The organism is Methylophilus sp. E2MeOHC9, assembly GCF_058744375.1.
Map to the genome: position 1 here is coordinate 1,923,943 of NZ_CP196024.1, position 16,108 is coordinate 1,940,050.

At 51.1% G+C, this 16,108-nt stretch carries 18 protein-coding genes; 14 read left to right on the forward strand and 4 right to left on the reverse strand.

What is annotated here, in order from left to right; genetic code table 11:
- Genes ACSSVF_RS09350 through ACSSVF_RS09360 form a run of 3 tightly spaced genes read left to right on the forward strand, consistent with a single transcriptional unit; the run spans window position 1 to window position 3,101 of the window.
- Window positions 1-492, forward strand: a complete 492-nt coding sequence (locus ACSSVF_RS09350; protein WP_492403063.1) for a molybdenum cofactor biosynthesis protein MoaE — start codon at window positions 1-3, stop codon at window positions 490-492.
- Window positions 489-2,654, forward strand: coding sequence for a Lon protease family protein (locus tag ACSSVF_RS09355; protein WP_492403064.1), 2,166 nt, complete (start codon window positions 489-491; stop codon window positions 2,652-2,654). Before ACSSVF_RS09350 ends, ACSSVF_RS09355 begins: the two co-directional genes overlap by 4 nt.
- A 9-nt stretch (window positions 2,655-2,663) precedes the next feature.
- Entirely contained in the window at window positions 2,664-3,101 is a 438-nt protein-coding gene (locus ACSSVF_RS09360; RefSeq protein ID WP_492403065.1) for an RNA-binding S4 domain-containing protein, read from the forward strand.
- A 12-nt stretch (window positions 3,102-3,113) separates the two neighbouring features.
- On the opposite strand, the gene epsA is transcribed toward ACSSVF_RS09360, so the two are convergent.
- Window positions 3,114-3,893, reverse strand: a complete 780-nt coding sequence (gene epsA / locus ACSSVF_RS09365) for an XrtB/PEP-CTERM-associated transcriptional regulator EpsA (RefSeq protein ID WP_492403067.1) — start codon at window positions 3,891-3,893, stop codon at window positions 3,114-3,116.
- Window positions 3,894-4,162: 269 nt separating this feature from the next.
- Between epsA and ACSSVF_RS09370 the strand changes: the two genes are divergently transcribed.
- The 9 genes from ACSSVF_RS09370 (at window position 4,163) to ACSSVF_RS09410 (ending at window position 11,640) form a co-directional block, all read left to right on the forward strand.
- Complete coding sequence (locus ACSSVF_RS09370) at window positions 4,163-4,492, forward strand: hypothetical protein (RefSeq protein ID WP_492403068.1); 330 nt, start codon at window positions 4,163-4,165, stop codon at window positions 4,490-4,492.
- Between the two features lie 123 nt (window positions 4,493-4,615).
- A complete protein-coding gene (rpsF, locus tag ACSSVF_RS09375; protein ID WP_379030734.1) occupies window positions 4,616-4,999 on the forward strand; it encodes a 30S ribosomal protein S6 in 384 nt (127 codons plus the stop codon).
- Between the two features lie 5 nt (window positions 5,000-5,004).
- Complete coding sequence (gene priB / locus ACSSVF_RS09380; RefSeq protein ID WP_444701058.1) at window positions 5,005-5,313, forward strand: primosomal replication protein N; 309 nt, start codon at window positions 5,005-5,007, stop codon at window positions 5,311-5,313.
- Entirely contained in the window at window positions 5,314-5,547 is a 234-nt protein-coding gene (rpsR, locus tag ACSSVF_RS09385; protein ID WP_024929836.1) for a 30S ribosomal protein S18, read from the forward strand.
- 21 nt (window positions 5,548-5,568) lie between these two features.
- Entirely contained in the window at window positions 5,569-6,018 is a 450-nt protein-coding gene (gene rplI / locus ACSSVF_RS09390; RefSeq protein ID WP_492403071.1) for a 50S ribosomal protein L9, read from the forward strand.
- Between the two features lie 997 nt (window positions 6,019-7,015).
- Window positions 7,016-8,398 (forward strand): replicative DNA helicase, encoded by a 1,383-nt coding sequence (dnaB, locus tag ACSSVF_RS09395; protein WP_492403073.1) that lies wholly within the window; start codon window positions 7,016-7,018, stop codon window positions 8,396-8,398.
- Window positions 8,399-8,412: 14 nt separating this feature from the next.
- Window positions 8,413-9,480 (forward strand): alanine racemase, encoded by a 1,068-nt coding sequence (alr, locus tag ACSSVF_RS09400; RefSeq protein ID WP_492403074.1) that lies wholly within the window; start codon window positions 8,413-8,415, stop codon window positions 9,478-9,480.
- Window positions 9,481-9,520: 40 nt separating this feature from the next.
- Entirely contained in the window at window positions 9,521-10,876 is a 1,356-nt protein-coding gene (gene radA, locus ACSSVF_RS09405; protein ID WP_492403075.1) for a DNA repair protein RadA, read from the forward strand.
- A gap of 485 nt (window positions 10,877-11,361) precedes the next feature.
- Window positions 11,362-11,640, forward strand: a complete 279-nt coding sequence (locus ACSSVF_RS09410) for a hypothetical protein (protein WP_492403076.1) — start codon at window positions 11,362-11,364, stop codon at window positions 11,638-11,640.
- A gap of 24 nt (window positions 11,641-11,664) precedes the next feature.
- On the opposite strand, the gene hpnE is transcribed toward ACSSVF_RS09410, so the two are convergent.
- From hpnE to hpnC, 3 genes are read right to left on the reverse strand one after another with little or no spacing between them, the layout of a single operon-like run.
- Window positions 11,665-12,966, reverse strand: coding sequence for a hydroxysqualene dehydroxylase HpnE (gene hpnE / locus ACSSVF_RS09415; protein ID WP_492403078.1), 1,302 nt, complete (start codon window positions 12,964-12,966; stop codon window positions 11,665-11,667).
- 9 nt (window positions 12,967-12,975) lie between these two features.
- Window positions 12,976-13,812, reverse strand: a complete 837-nt coding sequence (gene hpnD, locus ACSSVF_RS09420) for a presqualene diphosphate synthase HpnD (protein ID WP_492403079.1) — start codon at window positions 13,810-13,812, stop codon at window positions 12,976-12,978.
- Window positions 13,809-14,678, reverse strand: coding sequence for a squalene synthase HpnC (gene hpnC, locus ACSSVF_RS09425; RefSeq protein ID WP_492403080.1), 870 nt, complete (start codon window positions 14,676-14,678; stop codon window positions 13,809-13,811). Before hpnC ends, hpnD begins: the two co-directional genes overlap by 4 nt.
- An 86-nt stretch (window positions 14,679-14,764) precedes the next feature.
- Between hpnC and ACSSVF_RS09430 the strand changes: the two genes are divergently transcribed.
- Together ACSSVF_RS09430 and def are read left to right on the forward strand one after the other, a co-directional pair.
- The gene (locus ACSSVF_RS09430; protein ID WP_492403082.1) at window positions 14,765-15,520 is read left to right on the forward strand and encodes an S-methyl-5'-thioinosine phosphorylase; all 756 of its coding nucleotides are present in this window, start codon (window positions 14,765-14,767) and stop codon (window positions 15,518-15,520) included.
- Window positions 15,521-15,550: 30 nt separating this feature from the next.
- Window positions 15,551-16,084 carry a peptide deformylase gene (gene def, locus ACSSVF_RS09435; RefSeq protein WP_492403083.1) on the forward strand — a complete coding sequence of 178 codons (534 nt, stop codon included), beginning with the start codon at window positions 15,551-15,553 and terminating at the stop codon, window positions 16,082-16,084.
- Window positions 16,085-16,108: the final 24 nt, after the last annotated feature.

Consider the following 16,108-nt stretch of genomic DNA (forward strand, 5'->3'; position numbering starts at 1 on the left):
TTGAGCGCGCCTGCCTATCTCAACATCTCTGTACAGCCGGAAGACTTTGACACCGGTCTTGTGCTGCAGCAGCTGAGGGCAGCAACGCCGCAAGCAGGCGCATTGGTCAATTTTGTCGGGCTGGTGCGGGATATGTCTGCAGATGGCAAGCTGGATGAGATGGTCATTGAACACTATCCAGGGATGACAGAAACGGCTTTGCAGCAGATTGCCGAACAAGCCTGCCAGCGTTGGCCCTTGCTGGGCGTACGTGTCATTCATCGTGTGGGCGCGCTTGCCGCGCAAGCGCAGATTGTGCTGGTTGCCACTACCAGCCTGCACCGGCAAGCAGCATTCGAAGCCTGCGCTTTTATCATGGATTATTTAAAAACAGAAGCCCCGTTCTGGAAAAAAGAAATTGGCGATTTTGGCGAGCGCTGGGTCGAAGCCCGCGCCTCGGATGAACATGCCAGACAACAGTGGCAAAAGAATAGTAGAAAGTCACCGAAATGATGCAAGTATTAAATCCTGATGAAATGACGGTTTCACACAAACTGTCGCCTATGTCATTTGAATCTACGCAAGAGTTGCTGGATGCTTCTGATTTAAGCCTCACAGACTATGGCTGGAAATTACAGCCCGAAGCGCAAAAGACCTTGATGATGGGCTTGTCCATACAAGAGGGTGGTTGCAATGTGCTGGTGCTGGGCACGCCTGGTTCCGGACGTGCCAGCCTGAGCATGGCAGCCATGAAAGCCTCGGCAGTGACGGGTATCGATAGCTCGCTGACTGACCTGGTTGCGCTCTATGATTTCAGTCAGCAGTCCTGTGCCAATTACATCAAGCTTCCGGCGGGGCTGGGTTCGCAATTGCGGACTGTCATGGATGCGTTTATCAAAACGCTCATGGTGGAAATGTCACAGTGGCTGGACAGCAATGGCCAGGTCAATCTTTCGCAGGCGGAAGTCTGGCTGGAAGAGCGGGTGGACAGCCTGCGCACGCAACTGAGCAGTGCCAAGTTGTCGCCTTTGTTTAATGTGATCAAGCCAGAAGTCCTGGCCTATCTGCAAGCCTGGCAACAGCTGGGTAGCGAACCTGAAGGCAGCAACGATGGCCTGGTCAATGAAGGGTTTTTATCGCGTTTCCGCGTGAATTTGCTGGTGGATCAGCGTGCCAATTTAACGGCGGGCGTGAAGCAGCCTATTGTTGAAGAAAAAGACCCCGGCTTTGCCGCGTTATTCGGCATGCTGGAAAACGCAGCCGGCGAAGCCGCGCAATGGCCTGAGTTTCTGCGCCTGCGCGCCGGTAGTGTGCATAAAGCCGATGGCGGCATGCTGTTACTGCATCTGCGTGACCTCATGCAGGATGAAAACAATGGCGGTGCGCTGCTGGAAAAGCTGTACCGCTTGATGCGCAATCGCGAAGTGCAGATCGAAGACTGGGCCAACCATGCCCAGCAAGGCGCGGGCGGTAATCGCCATGGCGCCTTGCCTGTGCATGTGAAGGTGATCATGATCGCCACACGTGAAGATTATTATGACTGCCTGGAAGCGCAGCCGGATTTCTTTGATTTTTTCCCGGTCAAGGTCGAGTTTGAAGAGCGCGTCGTCGCCTCGCTGGAAAACTATGCATGGGTAGCGGGTTATATCGCGCAAAAATGCCAGCAGCACAGCCTGCCGCATTTCAGTGGCGCGGCCGTGAATGAGCTGCTGCATTTTATGCACAGGCTGGAAGAAGACCAGGGCCGCATCAGTATCCGCTTCGCGCATCTGGATCAACTGATGCATGAGAGTGTCGCAGCGGCAGCAGATGCACGACTGGTTACCGATGCGCATGTGAAACAAGCGCTCTCAGCACGCCTGTTACGCCAGCAGTTTTTTGAGACGCAAATCCGTGATTCGATTATCGATAATGAGTTATTGATCCAGGTGCATGGCGATGTCGTTGGCCAGGTCAATGGTTTGACGCATATCGAGCTCGGCGATGCCAGTTTTGGCTCGCCTATCCGTATCACGGCGCGTTGTTACCCTGGCCGCAGTGGCGTGATCAATATCGATCGCGAAGTCGAGATGAGCGGCCCCAGCCATGATAAAGGCATCTATATTCTGCAAAACTGGCTCAGCGCCAGCTTCTGGGCACTGGCACCGTTAAGCCTGAGTGCATCACTGGTGTTTGAACAGGAATACAACGGTGTGGAGGGCGACTCAGCCTCTTGTGCCGAGTTGTTTGCCTTGTTGTCGGCACTGACCGGCTTGCCTATCAAGCAGGGTATCGCCGTGACTGGTGCACTCAACCAGTTTGGCGAAGTCATGCCGATTGGTGGCGTGAACGAAAAAATTGAAGGTTATTTCCGCGTCTGTCAGGCTCTGGGCCTGAATGGCGAGCAAGGCGTAATCATCCCTAAACGCAACCAGCGCCATCTGGTGCTGGATGAAAGCGTGGTCACGGCGGTGAATAATGGCATGTTCAAAATTATTACCATAGACCATGTGCTGGAAGGCATTGCGCATCTCACCGGTAGCGAAGCCGGCGAGCAGGAAGCTGATGGCACCTACAGCGGCAATACGCTGATGGCACGCGCACAAACCGTGCTGGCCAGCTTCAGGAAGACGCTGGAGCGTAACCAGGCGCATATGGCCTATGTTCAACCGCCGGCAGATAGTAGCAAGCTTTAATCTAACGCCATGGCCAGAACGCACAATAAAAAACCGGATAAACAATCGCCTGCCGAAAAAGACGAAGACGGCAGTTGCCGTCTGGATAAATGGTTATGGGCAGCGCGGTTTTTTAAAACACGCAGTCTGGCAGCGGATGCTGTGGATGGCGGCAAGGTGCGCGTAGACGGTGACCGCGCCAAAAATGCCAGGGAAATGAAGCCAGGCATGCGCGTCAGCATTAAAAACAAAGATATGCAGATAGAAGTCGAAGTGCTGGCGCTTAGCAATGTGCGCCGTGGTGCGCCAGAAGCCGCATTACTGTACCGGGAAACGGAAGAAAGCCTGCGCGTACGGCAACAAGCGCAGGAGAGCGGCGCCGACCACTTTGCAGAGCGGGATCGCGGGTTAGGGCGCCCGACCAAGCGGCAAATGCGGGATATCCAGCGCTTTACCGGTCGCGATTAAATAATACGCAGGCTAGTTTGGCTTAGGGTACGGCGTCACCGTACCGGTTTTGGCTACAGCCTGCGCTCGGCACGATACATCTAGTTTCTGGAAAATACGTTTCAGGTGATTTTTAACCGTATTCGCGCTGATATCCAGGATCATGCCTATCTCAAGGTTGGTTTTACCACCGCGCACCCAATGCAGGATTTCCTGCTCGCGATCAGATAATCCACCTTGCGCCATGCTATCAAGTAACTCTTCGTCTTTCACAATCGGTTTCAGGTGGCCGACACGGCGGATGGCCGCATCCACATGCGGCATAATCATGCCCAGAAACTGGTCCGGCACATGAAACTCGCGTGTGCGATCAAAAAACACATAGATACAATCATTCTTGCCGCGCGTGTCGCGCACACCATATACCAGCAATGAATGCATTTTCATTAATTGCTGGGTGAAGGCATTGGGCGATTGCGCATGAATGCCGCTGGCGTCAAAACGGTTGATGACATACCATTTTTCGTCATTTTCCAGCCAGCGCTTGTGCAGGTTGCACATCAGGTAATTCACAATGGCTGAATCCTGCAGCAAACACTGGGTGGTGACTTCAGGCAGCGAAGAAGACACATCAAAATGCAGCTCACCCGTGCTGAAATTGCCCCATGTCGCCAATAGCGCGTCATGGCGCATCAGCGGATGAATGTCTTGTTTTAACCAGTTGAAAAAATCAACATGGCGTTGAATGGCGTATGAGTTCTGGATGGCATGCAGAACTCCCTCCCAATGTGTTTGTTTTTTTTGTGCCAGCATGGAGATACCTCAAAGTTATGATGCGCAGGGCAGGCTTCACCCATGCACATTTATGGTTTAACTTTGTTTACGGCAGCAGTCGCTGGCTTCTTTAATATGGGTCGATTCAGAACATGTGCAACGAGCTTCGTAGAAACTTGATAAGGATCAAGCAGAATGCGGCTTTAAATACTGTCTGGCAGCGGCCTGGCAAGACTTGCGTTAAAATGAATGAATGTTTTTTTGTCGTGTCTGAACTTGATAGTCGATAAGCCATGCAGGGTAAAGGTATGTTAAACAAGCTTCCTAATGGGGTACGTTATTCCAGTCACAAAGAGTGGCAGCTATTAAAAAGGCTGCCCAAATGGTGGTTGCTGGGTACGCTGGTGTTCGCAGGCCCGATTGCCTATACCTGGTGGCAACAGGAAGATCTCCTTTCGCAGAACATAGAGCGTACCTCAATGTTTCTCGGCCTGCTTTTCACATTCTGGTTTTTTATCGGCGCCATGATGATAGGGCTGGTGGTCATTATTATTATGAAAGGCCCCGGTTATGTGGCCGACCCTTATTACCTGCCTAAAGAAGACAAAAGCCTGGAAAACAAAGTGAATAGTGATTAGGCCGTCCGGATTCAAGATAAGTCCTTGATTTACACTGGACTTATAGTCTATAATCGCACGCTTTTCCAACCTTGCCACACCTGATTTCGCATTCGGGGTGGCTGATAACCGTAAGGAGATTACATGCGACACTATGAAATCGTGTTTATTGTTCACCCAGACCAGAGTGAACAAGTGCCTGCGATGATCGAGCGCTACCGTGCTCAAATCACAGGTAATGGCGGCAACATCCATCGTCTGGAAGACTGGGGCCGTCGTCAACTTGCCTACCCAATTAATAAAGTACACAAAGCCCACTACGTGTTGATGAACATTGAAGTGAGCCAGGAAGTGCTGGAAGAGTTGGAACACGGCTTCAAATTTAACGATGCTGTATTACGTCACCTGACTACTTCGACTAAAACAGCCGTGACTGCACCTAGCCCAATGATGAAAGAGGAAAAATCCAAAACCATCGTTGGTGATGCGCCAGCAGCTACTGCAGCTACTACTGAGGCAGCCGCTTAATCGTTGTGAATACGCTGGTGATCGCCGCGACGGTACAAACGATTGAACCGTTACGCTATACACCAGCCGGGTTACCCTTGTTGCGTTTGCAGTTGCAACATGATTCAGAACAGCAAGAAGCTGGCCTGAATCGCAAAGTGCAGTGTCAGTTACCCGCAGTGTTGATTGGTGAAAAAGCCAGTCTGCCATTGCAAAGCGGAGATCGCATCAAAGCCAAAGGTTTCCTGGCCCAGCGCAGTGCAAAAAGCACACAAGTGGTCATGCATATACAAGAGATACAGCTAATACAGCATACAGAATTGAAGGAGTTATAAATGGCAAGAGATATGTACAAACGCCGCCGTTACTGCCGTTTCAGTGCAGAAGGCATCAAAGAAGTTGATTACAAAGACGTAGATCTGTTGAAAGACTTCGTTTCTGAAAACTTCAAAATCATTCCAGCCCGTATGACTGGTACTAAGGCTAAATACCAACGCCAACTGACAACTGCGGTTAAACGCGCACGTTTCCTGGCGCTGATGCCTTACACAGACAAACACCCAGGTTAATCGGCGGCTTAGGAGAATAACATGCAAGTAATTTTATTAGAAAAAGTAGCAAACCTGGGTGGACTGGGTGATGTGGTTCGTGTGAAAGATGGTTACGGCCGTAACTTCCTGATCCCACAAGGCAAAGCCAAACGAGCAACAGAAGCCAACCAGGCTGAGTTTGCTGCGCGTCGTGCTGATCTTGAGAAACAACAGGCTGATTTGTTAGTTGTTGCGCAAACACGTGGCGAAAAACTGGCAGGCTTTGCGTTAACGATTGCGCAAAAAGCCGGTGTTGACGGCCGTTTGTTTGGTTCTGTGACTAACCTGGACATTGCAACTGGTTTGCAAGCACAAGGTCATGAAGTGAAAAAATCAGATGTACGTTTGCCTAACGGTCCGTTGAAAAATATCGGTGAGTTTGCTGTTAGCATTGCACTGCACCATGATGTTGTTGTTGATATCAATGTCACAGTGGTTGCAGAAGCTTAATTTAAGCTTTTAGCAAAACTTGAAAAAGGCTACTTCGGTAGCCTTTTTTTATTGTGCTTGGCGCAACAGAGCTTAATGGATGTTTAGACTGTGAGTGGCTAGTTTTCTCGCCTTTTGGGAAAGAGTTAATAGATATCTCTTTGGATGGTTAAGCTTTCTCTTTCGCTGTTTCATTACACCCTTCCTTTTCGCCCCTAGGCGAGTGACTTTTCTTTGCTTGCCCAAAGAATAAGTCACCAAAAGAAAGGGCACCCTAGCTTCCGCTTGATTCCTGCGTTGCTCATCAACGTGGGCGTCCAACGAAACTCGCCCTAGCGGCTTGCACACTACGCAAGCCACCGCGGAGCTCAAACAGGCGCTGGCCGACAACCCCCACGCTGCCTGCGCTACTCGGCGCGTCAGATAGGGGCCCATGCAAACCACCACGCGGTGACTTATACTGAAATTCATCACATTGCATCTCGCCGACACACTGAAATAACACAAGGCAAACGGACAAAATGACCAACAAAATAGTTTGTTGGTCATTTGCGTTAGATCTTTTAGAAAGTCTCTTCGCGCCCTCAATGCTATACGTTTAACCCATATTTCATCGTGGTGGTTTTTAAACGGGCCCCTATCTGACGCGCCGAGTAGCGGAGGCAAAATAAGGAGGAAGGGAGCGACTGTCTGAGTTCCGCGGTGGCTTGCGTTGTGTGCAAGCCGCTAGGGCGAGTTTCGTGACCGCTTATTTTGACGAGCAACGCAGGGAACAAGCGGAGGCTAGGGTGTCTTGTTCTTTGCCTTCTTTCTTATGGACAAGCATAAGAAAGAGGGTCGCCTAGGGGCGAAATAAAATATTTCAAATGTCAAAAATGTGATTTTGAATTAATCACTGGTTCACGCTTTATATTAAACCCCAGTCTCAAAGAAAAATCTGCTTACTTTTATCCACCTAACATTCACAGTTAATTTTAAAACTCGAAAATGCCGATTCGCTTTTCGGTATAATCGTCAGATGGCTGACGAACAACTAGAATTTCTCAAACTCCCTCCGCACTCCATAGAAGCCGAACAGTCTGTCCTCGGCGGTCTGTTGCTGGACAATGAAGCGCTGGATAAAATTGCCGATCTTTTATCCGGCCAGGACTTTTACCAGCACGACCACAAACTGATTTACGAACATATCACCAAACTGATTGAGCGTAATCAGCCGGCAGATATTGTCACCGTGGCCGAATCTCTTGAGAGTTCAGCGGAGCTTACTACGATTGGGGGCGTGGCTTATCTTGGCGCACTGGCACAAAATACACCCACTGCCGCTAATATCCGCCGCTATGCAGAAATCGTGCATGACCGCTTTGTCATGCGCAAGCTGGTTGCGGTAGGTACTGATATTGCTGAAAGTGCTTATCTGCCGAATGGGCGTAATGCGCAGCAATTGCTGGATGAAGCCGAAGCCAAGATTTTCCAGATTGCGGAAGGCGGCAACCGCAAGAGCCAGGGCTTTTTGGGTATGCAAGTGCTGTTGCCGCAAGTGGCAGACCGCATTGATTACCTCTATTCGCGTGAAAACCATTCTGATGTGACGGGTACGCCTACCGGCTTTAGTGACCTGGATTCTATGACTTCCGGCCTGCAGGGCGGTGACCTGGTGATTATTGCCGGTCGTCCTTCCATGGGTAAAACGGCTTTTGCCATTAACATTGCCGAGAATGTGGCGCTGGAAACCAATAAGGCCGTGGCTATCTTCTCGATGGAGATGGGCGCAACACAGCTGACGACGCGTATGATCGGTTCGATCGGACGTCTTGACCAACACAAAATGCGTAACGGTAACCTCGAAGATGAGGACTGGGAGAAGCTTACAACTGCGTTAGGCAAGTTGAACGAAGCGCCGATTTATATTGATGAAGGGGCTGGTTTAAGCAGCTTTGACGTTCGTGCACGTGCGCGGCGTCTGCACAGGCAGACTGGTGAATTGGGATTGATCGTAATCGATTACTTGCAGTTGATGACATCACCTGCTGGTCGGTCAGGTGAAAACCGCGCGACAGAAATTTCCGAGATTTCACGCTCGCTCAAGGCATTGGCAAAAGAGCTCAATGTGCCGCTGATTGCTATCTCACAGCTTAACCGCAGTGTGGATCAACGCCCAGACAAACGCCCTGTCATGAGTGACTTGCGGGAATCCGGCGCGATTGAGCAGGATGCCGACATCATTATGTTCGTGTACCGCGATGAATACTATAACCCGGACAGTGCTGAAAAAGGGTCTGCCGAGATCATTATCGCCAAACAGCGTAACGGCCCGATTGGCCGCGTACGCCTGACCTTTATGGGCGCGCATACCCGCTTTGAGAATTATGCCAATGCGGCGTATATGCAAGACGAATACTAGGGCGCCGAATGAATATGCGTCCTATCGTTGCTCATGTTTCAGAAAAAGCGCTCGCACATAACCTGGCACAAGTCCGGCGTTATGCGCCGCAGGCCAAAGTACTTGCTGTGGTCAAAGCCAATGCTTATGGCCATGGTTTGCTGAATGCCGCGCGTGGATTAAAAGAAACAGACGCGTTTGGTGTGCTCAATATCAGCGAGGCAGTGACGTTGCGTGATGCGGGTTACCAGCATCCTATCCTGTTGCTGGAAGGCATTTTTTCTGCTGAGGAAATGACACTGGTTGATCATTACAAGCTGGATACGGTGATCTCTCATCGCGCCCAGCTGCAATGGTTACTTGAAAGTCAGCCAAATATGCCGTTGCGGGTATACCTTAAACTGGATAGCGGCATGCACAGGCTGGGCTTTCAGCCCGTCGATTACCAGGCAGCGCTTGATCAACTAAGCACCAGTGCGAATGTCAGCGAAGTGGTGCTGATGACTCATTTTGCGAATGCTGATCTGGTCGATGGCGTCACGCAAGCCATGCTCAAAGTGGAACAAGTGATGACCGCGCAACCATATAAGCGCTCGCTGGCAAACTCGGCCGCTGTCATCCAACAACCACAGACTCATGCCGATTGGGTGCGCCCGGGCATCATGCTCTATGGCGCCACCCCGATTGCGGAGAAATCCGCTGCCTCACTTGGATTAAACCCGGTGATGACACTGCAATCTGGCTTGATTGGCGTGCAGGAGATTGAAGCGGGGGAGAGTGTAGGCTACGGTAGTTTATTCACCGCAGACCAACCTACCCGCGTCGGCATTGTCGCTTGCGGCTATGCGGATGGTTATCCCCGGCATGCCCCCACCGGTACGCCGGTTGCTGTCAATGGCGTACTCACGCGAACATTAGGCCGCGTTTCTATGGATATGCTGGCGGTAGATATTACCGATATTCCAGCAGCAAATATCGGCGCTAGTGTAGAGCTATGGGGGAATCTGGTGCCTGTAGATGCAGTCGCACAAGCCAGTGGCACCATAGGTTATGAATTGCTATGTGCAGTGACTGCACGTGTGCCTATGCACGTGATTGATTAACAAATAATAGCCTTACCCAATAAGCATCATTAAGGTTTTCATGGCTAAAGCTAAAACACAATATACCTGTACCGAGTGCGGTGCCTCAGAGCCCAAGTGGCAAGGCCAGTGCCCAAGCTGCCACGCCTGGAATACCCTGGTGGAAAGTGTGCCAGAAGTGGCTAGCCAGAGCCGCTTTGCCAGTTTGGCACCGACGGCACAGTTGCAAAAACTGGCCGAGGTTGAGGCACAGGATGTCTCGCGTCAGCAAACCGGTATTGCCGAGTTTGACCGTGTGCTGGGCGGTGGCCTGGTGGCAGGTGGGGTAGTATTGATTGGCGGGGACCCAGGGATTGGTAAATCTACGCTGTTATTGCAAACAGTGTGCAAGGTGTCGCAGAATCTGAAATCGTTTTATATCAGCGGCGAAGAGTCTGCGCAGCAGATCGCCATGCGTGCAAAGCGGCTGGGGCTGGATGCCAGCCAAGTGGATGTGCTGGCTGAGATCAATCTGGAAAAAATCAGCCAGGTATTACAGCAGCACCAGCCTGACCTAGTGATCATTGATTCTATCCAGACCGTCTATTCCGAAGCGTTGCAGTCAGCACCCGGTTCGGTGGCGCAAGTGCGTGAATGTAGCGCGCAATTGACGCGTATCGCCAAACAATTGGGTATCAGCATGATACTGGTCGGCCATGTCACCAAAGAAGGTTCACTGGCCGGTCCGCGCGTGCTGGAGCATATTGTCGATAGCGTGCTCTATTTTGAAGGTGACCAGAATTCGAGTTTTCGGTTGATCCGCGCCTTTAAAAACCGCTTCGGTGCTGTCAATGAGTTGGGCGTGTTTGCCATGACTGAAAAAGGCTTGCGCGAAGTCAGTAATCCGTCAGCCTTGTTTTTGTCTCATCACGACACCCCTGTTCCAGGGTCATGCATCACGGTGACTCAAGAGGGCACGCGTCCATTATTGGTTGAAATACAGGCATTAGTTGACACCTCCCATGCTCCAAACCCCAAGCGACTGTGTGTGGGGCTGGAGCAGAACCGCCTGGCGATGTTGCTGGCAGTGTTGCATCGTCATGCCGGTGTCGCCTGTTTTGATCAGGATGTATTTATCAATGCAGTCGGTGGCGTGAAGATCAGCGAGCCGGCTGTGGATCTGGCAGTGCTGCTGTCTATTGTTTCATCCTTTAAAAATAAGCCATTACTCAACAAATTGATTGTGTTTGGCGAAGTCGGGTTAGCGGGAGAAGTGCGGCCAGTACAACGCGGGCAAGAGCGTTTAAAAGAAGCGGCCAAGCTGGGCTTCACCCATGCCATTATTCCCAAAGCCAATGCGCCTAAGGGTGGCGTACCTGGCTTGCATATTGATGCGATCGACCGCCTGGAACAAGCTATCGATTTGTTGCGTGGATAAAAAAATGGCAACGATGTCAGGGAGTGGCATCGTTGCCTTGAGTGGTGGTTGTTCAGAAGAGGGTGAACAGCCACAGGGAAGCGGTACTGATATTTGCTGCGCGTCGCGTATTGCTTAGCCTTCATGCTTGAAGTCTTTCACTGTGCCCGCGGGCATTCACGGGCAACTGCCTCTCATTCAAAAAATCCTGCTTTTTATTAGCCCGGTTGTTTGTGATGGCTATGTGTTGATCCAGCAGTTGCAGTATAAGCAATTCGATCAACAGGGTCAGTTACATAGGGCAGGGTTTTGTAGCAATGTGTAGCATTGCTGATACACATTGCTCGCCTGTATTTATAAGGCTACGCAAGATATGTTTGCTCTGTTTTTTCACAAAAAGTTCATGCAACTATTCATGAAACTTGCTTGCCATAATCAGTGTGGATTACCACACGCATATGACAAGAATATGACGGTGAATAAAAAAACGGAACAGGAGCCTAAAAATGAAAAAAACACTCATATTAATTCCCTTGCTGTTAACCGCTTGCGCAAGCATGCAGCCAACACCGCAAACAACCAGTAATGGCAAGGCTGGTTACAAACTGACCTGTAGTGAATTCAATACGACAGTGGAGCAATGTAAAGTAAAAGCCAGTGAGCTGTGCTCACATGGTTACGAAGTAGATAAGCATCTGACTTTCAGGGAAACCTACCCGGACAGCGGGGATGGGATCTATATGCCCGCGAGGAACCATGTGGTGGTTGCCTGCAAGGAATCCTGAACGCTTGGGGTGATATAAAAAAGGTCAGGCGTTAGCGAGTAACGTTTCGGCAGCTGCCATCCCGCTCATAATGGCACCTTCAATGGTGGCAGGGTAACGGCCTGCAATATAGTCGCCTGCCAGGTAGATGTGTGGTTGTGTCGTCATGGTCTGGGGACGCGCTAGATCAGGCGTGCAACTAAAAGTCGCACGTTTCTCGGTGATGATTTGTGTCCAGGCCGGCTGTGCGAGGTGCATGCCATAGCCCGCTAATGCCTGATTTAACTCCTTTATACATTGTTGTACCAGAGTGTCTTTATCGCTACTTAATACGCCATGCGCACTGATCACAACCGCCAGTAATCCTGGCTGATCACAGCATACACCACGGTCAAATACCCATTGCGCAAATCCATGACATAAGCCCATCATCGGCAATGGCAGCTTGGTTGTGGGCGGGTATTGCAGATACACTGTTGTAATCGGCTGGTAGTCAAATGCCGGCAGGGGAATGTCGCTGGTAATCGTTTTAAGTTGATGCGGGCCTGCGGCGAGGATGATATCGTCAAAGTCTTGCACGCCTTGGGCGGTTTCGAGCACGCATTGCGAGCCTTCACGCCTGGCTGCGAGCACAGACGTACGTAGAAACACTTTGCAACCTGATGCAGTGATGGATGCTAATAAAGGCGTGATCAGGCTGCTGGATAAGTCGGATTTTAAAATCAAAAAATCACTGTCAGACCGTTGTTGCTGAAAACTGTCACGCAGCACATTTAAGAAAATCTGGGCGCTGGCGCTTTGGATCGGTGTGTTTAATGCGGCCAGGCACAAAGGCTCCCATAACATCCTGATCACCGTTTCTGTCTGCTGGCCTTGTGTTAACAGGCTCGCCACGGTGGTGTCTTGCGTTAATGTGTATGCGGATTGTTTTAACTGCAACATCCAGCGTATGGCCCGCCACTTGCTGGTGAAACTCAGTCCACGCGCGGTGAGCAATGCCCACAATAAATGTAGCGGTGCAGGCAAGCAGGTGGGGGTGACGAGAGACATACGATCTGCGCCGTGATGCATATGCAACGCCAACGGCAATCGGGTGAATATCTGCGCAGGATCCAGGCCCGCTTCACGTAATAATGCGAGCGTGGCGCGATAAGCCCCGATAAAGATATGCTGGCCATTATCCAGCATGGCTTCTGCATGCGGCACGCCACGCGCACGGCCACCGGCTTGTGGTGCCGCTTCAAATAGCGTTACCTGCTGCCCCTCGCGCAACAATGTATGTGCGGCCGATAGCCCGGCCAGCCCGGCACCAACGATGGCGACATTGCGCGGTGTGTGCTTATGCATGCCAGTGAGCTAGCGGCGCTTGAACCATACGCCCAGGGCCAGTTTCAGTTTCCTGAAAGGCGGCAGTATGACTTTGTGGCTAAGCACCAGATTCGGGTCTTGCCGGATTTCCTGTAGTAAAGCGCGATAAATGGCTGCCATCATCAGGCCGGGCAATTGCGTTTTGATATCAGTTTGCGGCAATTGGCTCATGGCTTTGTCATAAAACATTTCTGCACGCTCAATTTGTTTGAGTAACAAAGCTTGTGTCTGTGCCGATGCCTGGCTTTGCAGTATCTGCTGTTCAGTGACGCCTGCTTTTTCCAGTTCATCAATCGGGATGTATATCCTGCCGCGCCTGGCATCTTCGCCAATATCGCGGATGATGTTGGTGAGCTGGAAAGCCATGCCCAAGTCATGCGCATAAGCTAACGTGGATTGATCACGATAGCCAAAAATCTGCGCCGAGAGCAGGCCGACCACACTGGCGACGCGGTAACAATACAATGCCAGTTGCTCAAAATCGGCATAGCGGTTGTATTGGGTATCCATCTGCATGCCATCGATGATTTCGACGAAGTGCGCCTCCTGCAGAGCAAACGTTACAACCACAGGTTTTAGCGCTTTGGTGACCGGATGCTGCGGCACTTCATGGAACAAGCGATGTATCTCCTGTTTCCACCACTGCAATTTGGTTTGTGCGATCTGGTAATCAGTACATTCATCGACCACATCATCCACTTCACGGCAAAACGCATACAGTGCCGTCATGGCTTCGCGCTTATGTTTGGGCAAGAACAAAAAACTCAGGGTAAAGCTGGAACCGCTTTGTTTGGTTTTCTGCTGGCAGTATTGTTGCGGGGTCATTGTTTAAACAGGGCTTTCAGCAAAATAATCGGCCAATCAAAAGCATTCAGTGTTGGTCGGTGATGGTAGATATCGCCACGGCAACGCTTTAATTTATAAATGATTCGTTCGCCACCGGCGACTATCATGCGCAGTTCGAAGCCGATACGGCCAGTCAGTTGGCGGCCTAGCGGCTTACCCGCGAGCAGTAATTGCTCGGCGCGGGCTACATTGTACAAAAAGAATGCCTGCCAGGCGCTATCCAGTCGCTGGTCACGTAAATCCTGTTCTGTGATACCAGCGGCTCGCATTTCGTCCTGGCATAAGTAAATACGCCCGGTTTGCCCATGTTTTTGCAGGTCTATGGCGATGTCCTGGTAAAAATTAATCAGCTGTAAAGCTGTGCAAATCTGGTCGGACCAATCCCTATGCTGCGGCGTATCCGCAACGTACAGTTGCAACATCAGCCTGCCGACCGGGTTGGCTGAGCGACGGCAATAATCCAGCAGTTCAGCAAAATCGGCATAGCGGGTTTTGACGACATCCTGCTTAAACGCGCTGATTAAATCCAGCAGCGATTGCACTTCCAGCTTGTGGCTGCTGACCACTTGTTGCAGTGTTTTGAATAACGGGCGCTCTGCCTGGATATAAGCCTGGATCAGTAACAACTCATCTTCGTAAACTTGCAGTGCCTGCAAACGCTGGGTTTCGCTGGCGTCGCCTTCGTCGGCAATATCATCCGCTTCGCGCGCAAACTGGTAAATCACGCTCACTGCGTAACGCAAATGGGCGGGTAGCAGCACGGAAGCGACCGGAAAGTTTTCATAATGTGTGTGTGCCAGGGTCACACTGGCCGGTGTCGTCACGGGCTTGGAAATGGCTTGCATGGCTTAAGTATGCCATAAATCCGTGATACGCTTACGCCTTGCACATTAACCTGCGGTAAAGAAAACTGAATGTTGGAGAGGATAGGATGTTAGGCATTATTGGGGGCACCGGGCTGACAGAGCTCACCAATCTGAATATATCAAAACGCCTGATTGTGCGCACGCCGTACGGCAAGCCTTCGCAACCTTTGGTCTTCGGCGAAATCAATGGCAAAGAAGTGGTGTTTCTCGCGCGTCATGGCGGCGGCCACACCATACCGCCGCATGCGGTCAATTACCGGGCCAATATCTGGGCACTGCATTCGGTGGGCGTGACCGATTTGCTGGCAGTGGCAACCGTGGGCGGCATCAGCAATAGCCTGATCCCAGGCGATATCGTATTGCCGCACCAGATTCTGGATTACACCTATGGCCGCGATAACACCTATCACGACGGCGTAGAGCTACCAGTGAGGCACATTGACTTCACCCTGCCTTATTCGCAAACCATGCGCGAGCGTTGCCTGAAAGCATCAGCAGATGCCGGTTGTCATTTGGTGGAGGGCGGCATTTATGCCTGCGTGCAAGGGCCAAGACTGGAGACAGCCGCGGAAATCGACCGCTATGAGCGGGATGGTGCCACCGTCGTTGGCATGACAGGCATGCCAGAAGCCGTGCTGGCAAGAGAGCTGGGCGTGGCTTATGCCGCCATCTGCCCGGTAGCCAATTTTGCGGCAGGCCGTGGCGACAGCGCACAAGCCATCCATTTTGAACAGGTCATGCCTTTGTTGCAGCAAACCATGGACAAAGTGCGTTGTATTATTGCGCAATGTTTATCTGACCATCAATGCGCAACCGTTTAACCATTTTATTGTTTTTGATGGAGCCTGATTGTGGCCATTAAACCCGTGCTGAGAATGGGCGACCCTGTACTGTATCAAGTCGCAGAAAAAGTCACCCAGTTTGATACGCCTGAATTGCATGCCTTGATCCAGGACATGCATGACACCATGACTGAAATGAATGGTGCCGGTATCGCCGCGCCTCAAATAGGAGTGAGTTTGCAGGTGGTGATGTTTGGCGTTGGCAAGAACCCGCGTTACCCGGATGCCGAAGAAGTCCCTTTTACCATATTGATCAATCCTGAATTGACGCCGATAGATAACGAAGAAGAAGATGGCTGGGAAGGGTGCCTGTCTGTTCCCGGCATGCGCGGCGTGGTGCCACGCTATCAAACCCTGCATTATCGTGGCTTTGACCCGCAAGGCAACGTTATTGATCGCACTGCCAACGGCTTTCATGCACGGGTGGTGCAGCATGAATGTGACCACTTATTTGGCATCCTTTACCCCATGCGTATCCGCGATATGACAAAATTTGGCTTTAATGATGTACTTTTTCCTGGAATAACGCTTCCAGATGACTGATATTTTGCTATAATCCTGCCTTCC

Bases quoted from the DNA above. Each gene is read 5' to 3' on its own strand.
- ACSSVF_RS09355 (WP_492403064.1), top strand. From the start codon at position 489: ATGATGCAAGTATTAAATCCTGATGAAATGACGGTTTCACACAAACTG.
- ACSSVF_RS09360 (WP_492403065.1), top strand. From the start codon at position 2,664: ATGGCCAGAACGCACAATAAAAAACCGGATAAACAATCGCCTGCCGAA.
- epsA (WP_492403067.1), bottom strand. From the start codon at position 3,893: ATGCTGGCACAAAAAAAACAAACACATTGGGAGGGAGTTCTGCATGCC.
- ACSSVF_RS09370 (WP_492403068.1), top strand. From the start codon at position 4,163: ATGTTAAACAAGCTTCCTAATGGGGTACGTTATTCCAGTCACAAAGAG.
- rpsF (WP_379030734.1), top strand. From the start codon at position 4,616: ATGCGACACTATGAAATCGTGTTTATTGTTCACCCAGACCAGAGTGAA.
- rpsR (WP_024929836.1), top strand. From the start codon at position 5,314: ATGGCAAGAGATATGTACAAACGCCGCCGTTACTGCCGTTTCAGTGCA.
- rplI (WP_492403071.1), top strand. From the start codon at position 5,569: ATGCAAGTAATTTTATTAGAAAAAGTAGCAAACCTGGGTGGACTGGGT.
- dnaB (WP_492403073.1), top strand. From the start codon at position 7,016: ATGGCTGACGAACAACTAGAATTTCTCAAACTCCCTCCGCACTCCATA.
- alr (WP_492403074.1), top strand. From the start codon at position 8,413: ATGCGTCCTATCGTTGCTCATGTTTCAGAAAAAGCGCTCGCACATAAC.
- radA (WP_492403075.1), top strand. From the start codon at position 9,521: ATGGCTAAAGCTAAAACACAATATACCTGTACCGAGTGCGGTGCCTCA.
- ACSSVF_RS09410 (WP_492403076.1), top strand. From the start codon at position 11,362: ATGAAAAAAACACTCATATTAATTCCCTTGCTGTTAACCGCTTGCGCA.
- hpnE (WP_492403078.1), bottom strand. From the start codon at position 12,966: ATGCATAAGCACACACCGCGCAATGTCGCCATCGTTGGTGCCGGGCTG.
- hpnD (WP_492403079.1), bottom strand. From the start codon at position 13,812: ATGACCCCGCAACAATACTGCCAGCAGAAAACCAAACAAAGCGGTTCC.
- hpnC (WP_492403080.1), bottom strand. From the start codon at position 14,678: ATGCAAGCCATTTCCAAGCCCGTGACGACACCGGCCAGTGTGACCCTG.
- ACSSVF_RS09430 (WP_492403082.1), top strand. From the start codon at position 14,765: ATGTTAGGCATTATTGGGGGCACCGGGCTGACAGAGCTCACCAATCTG.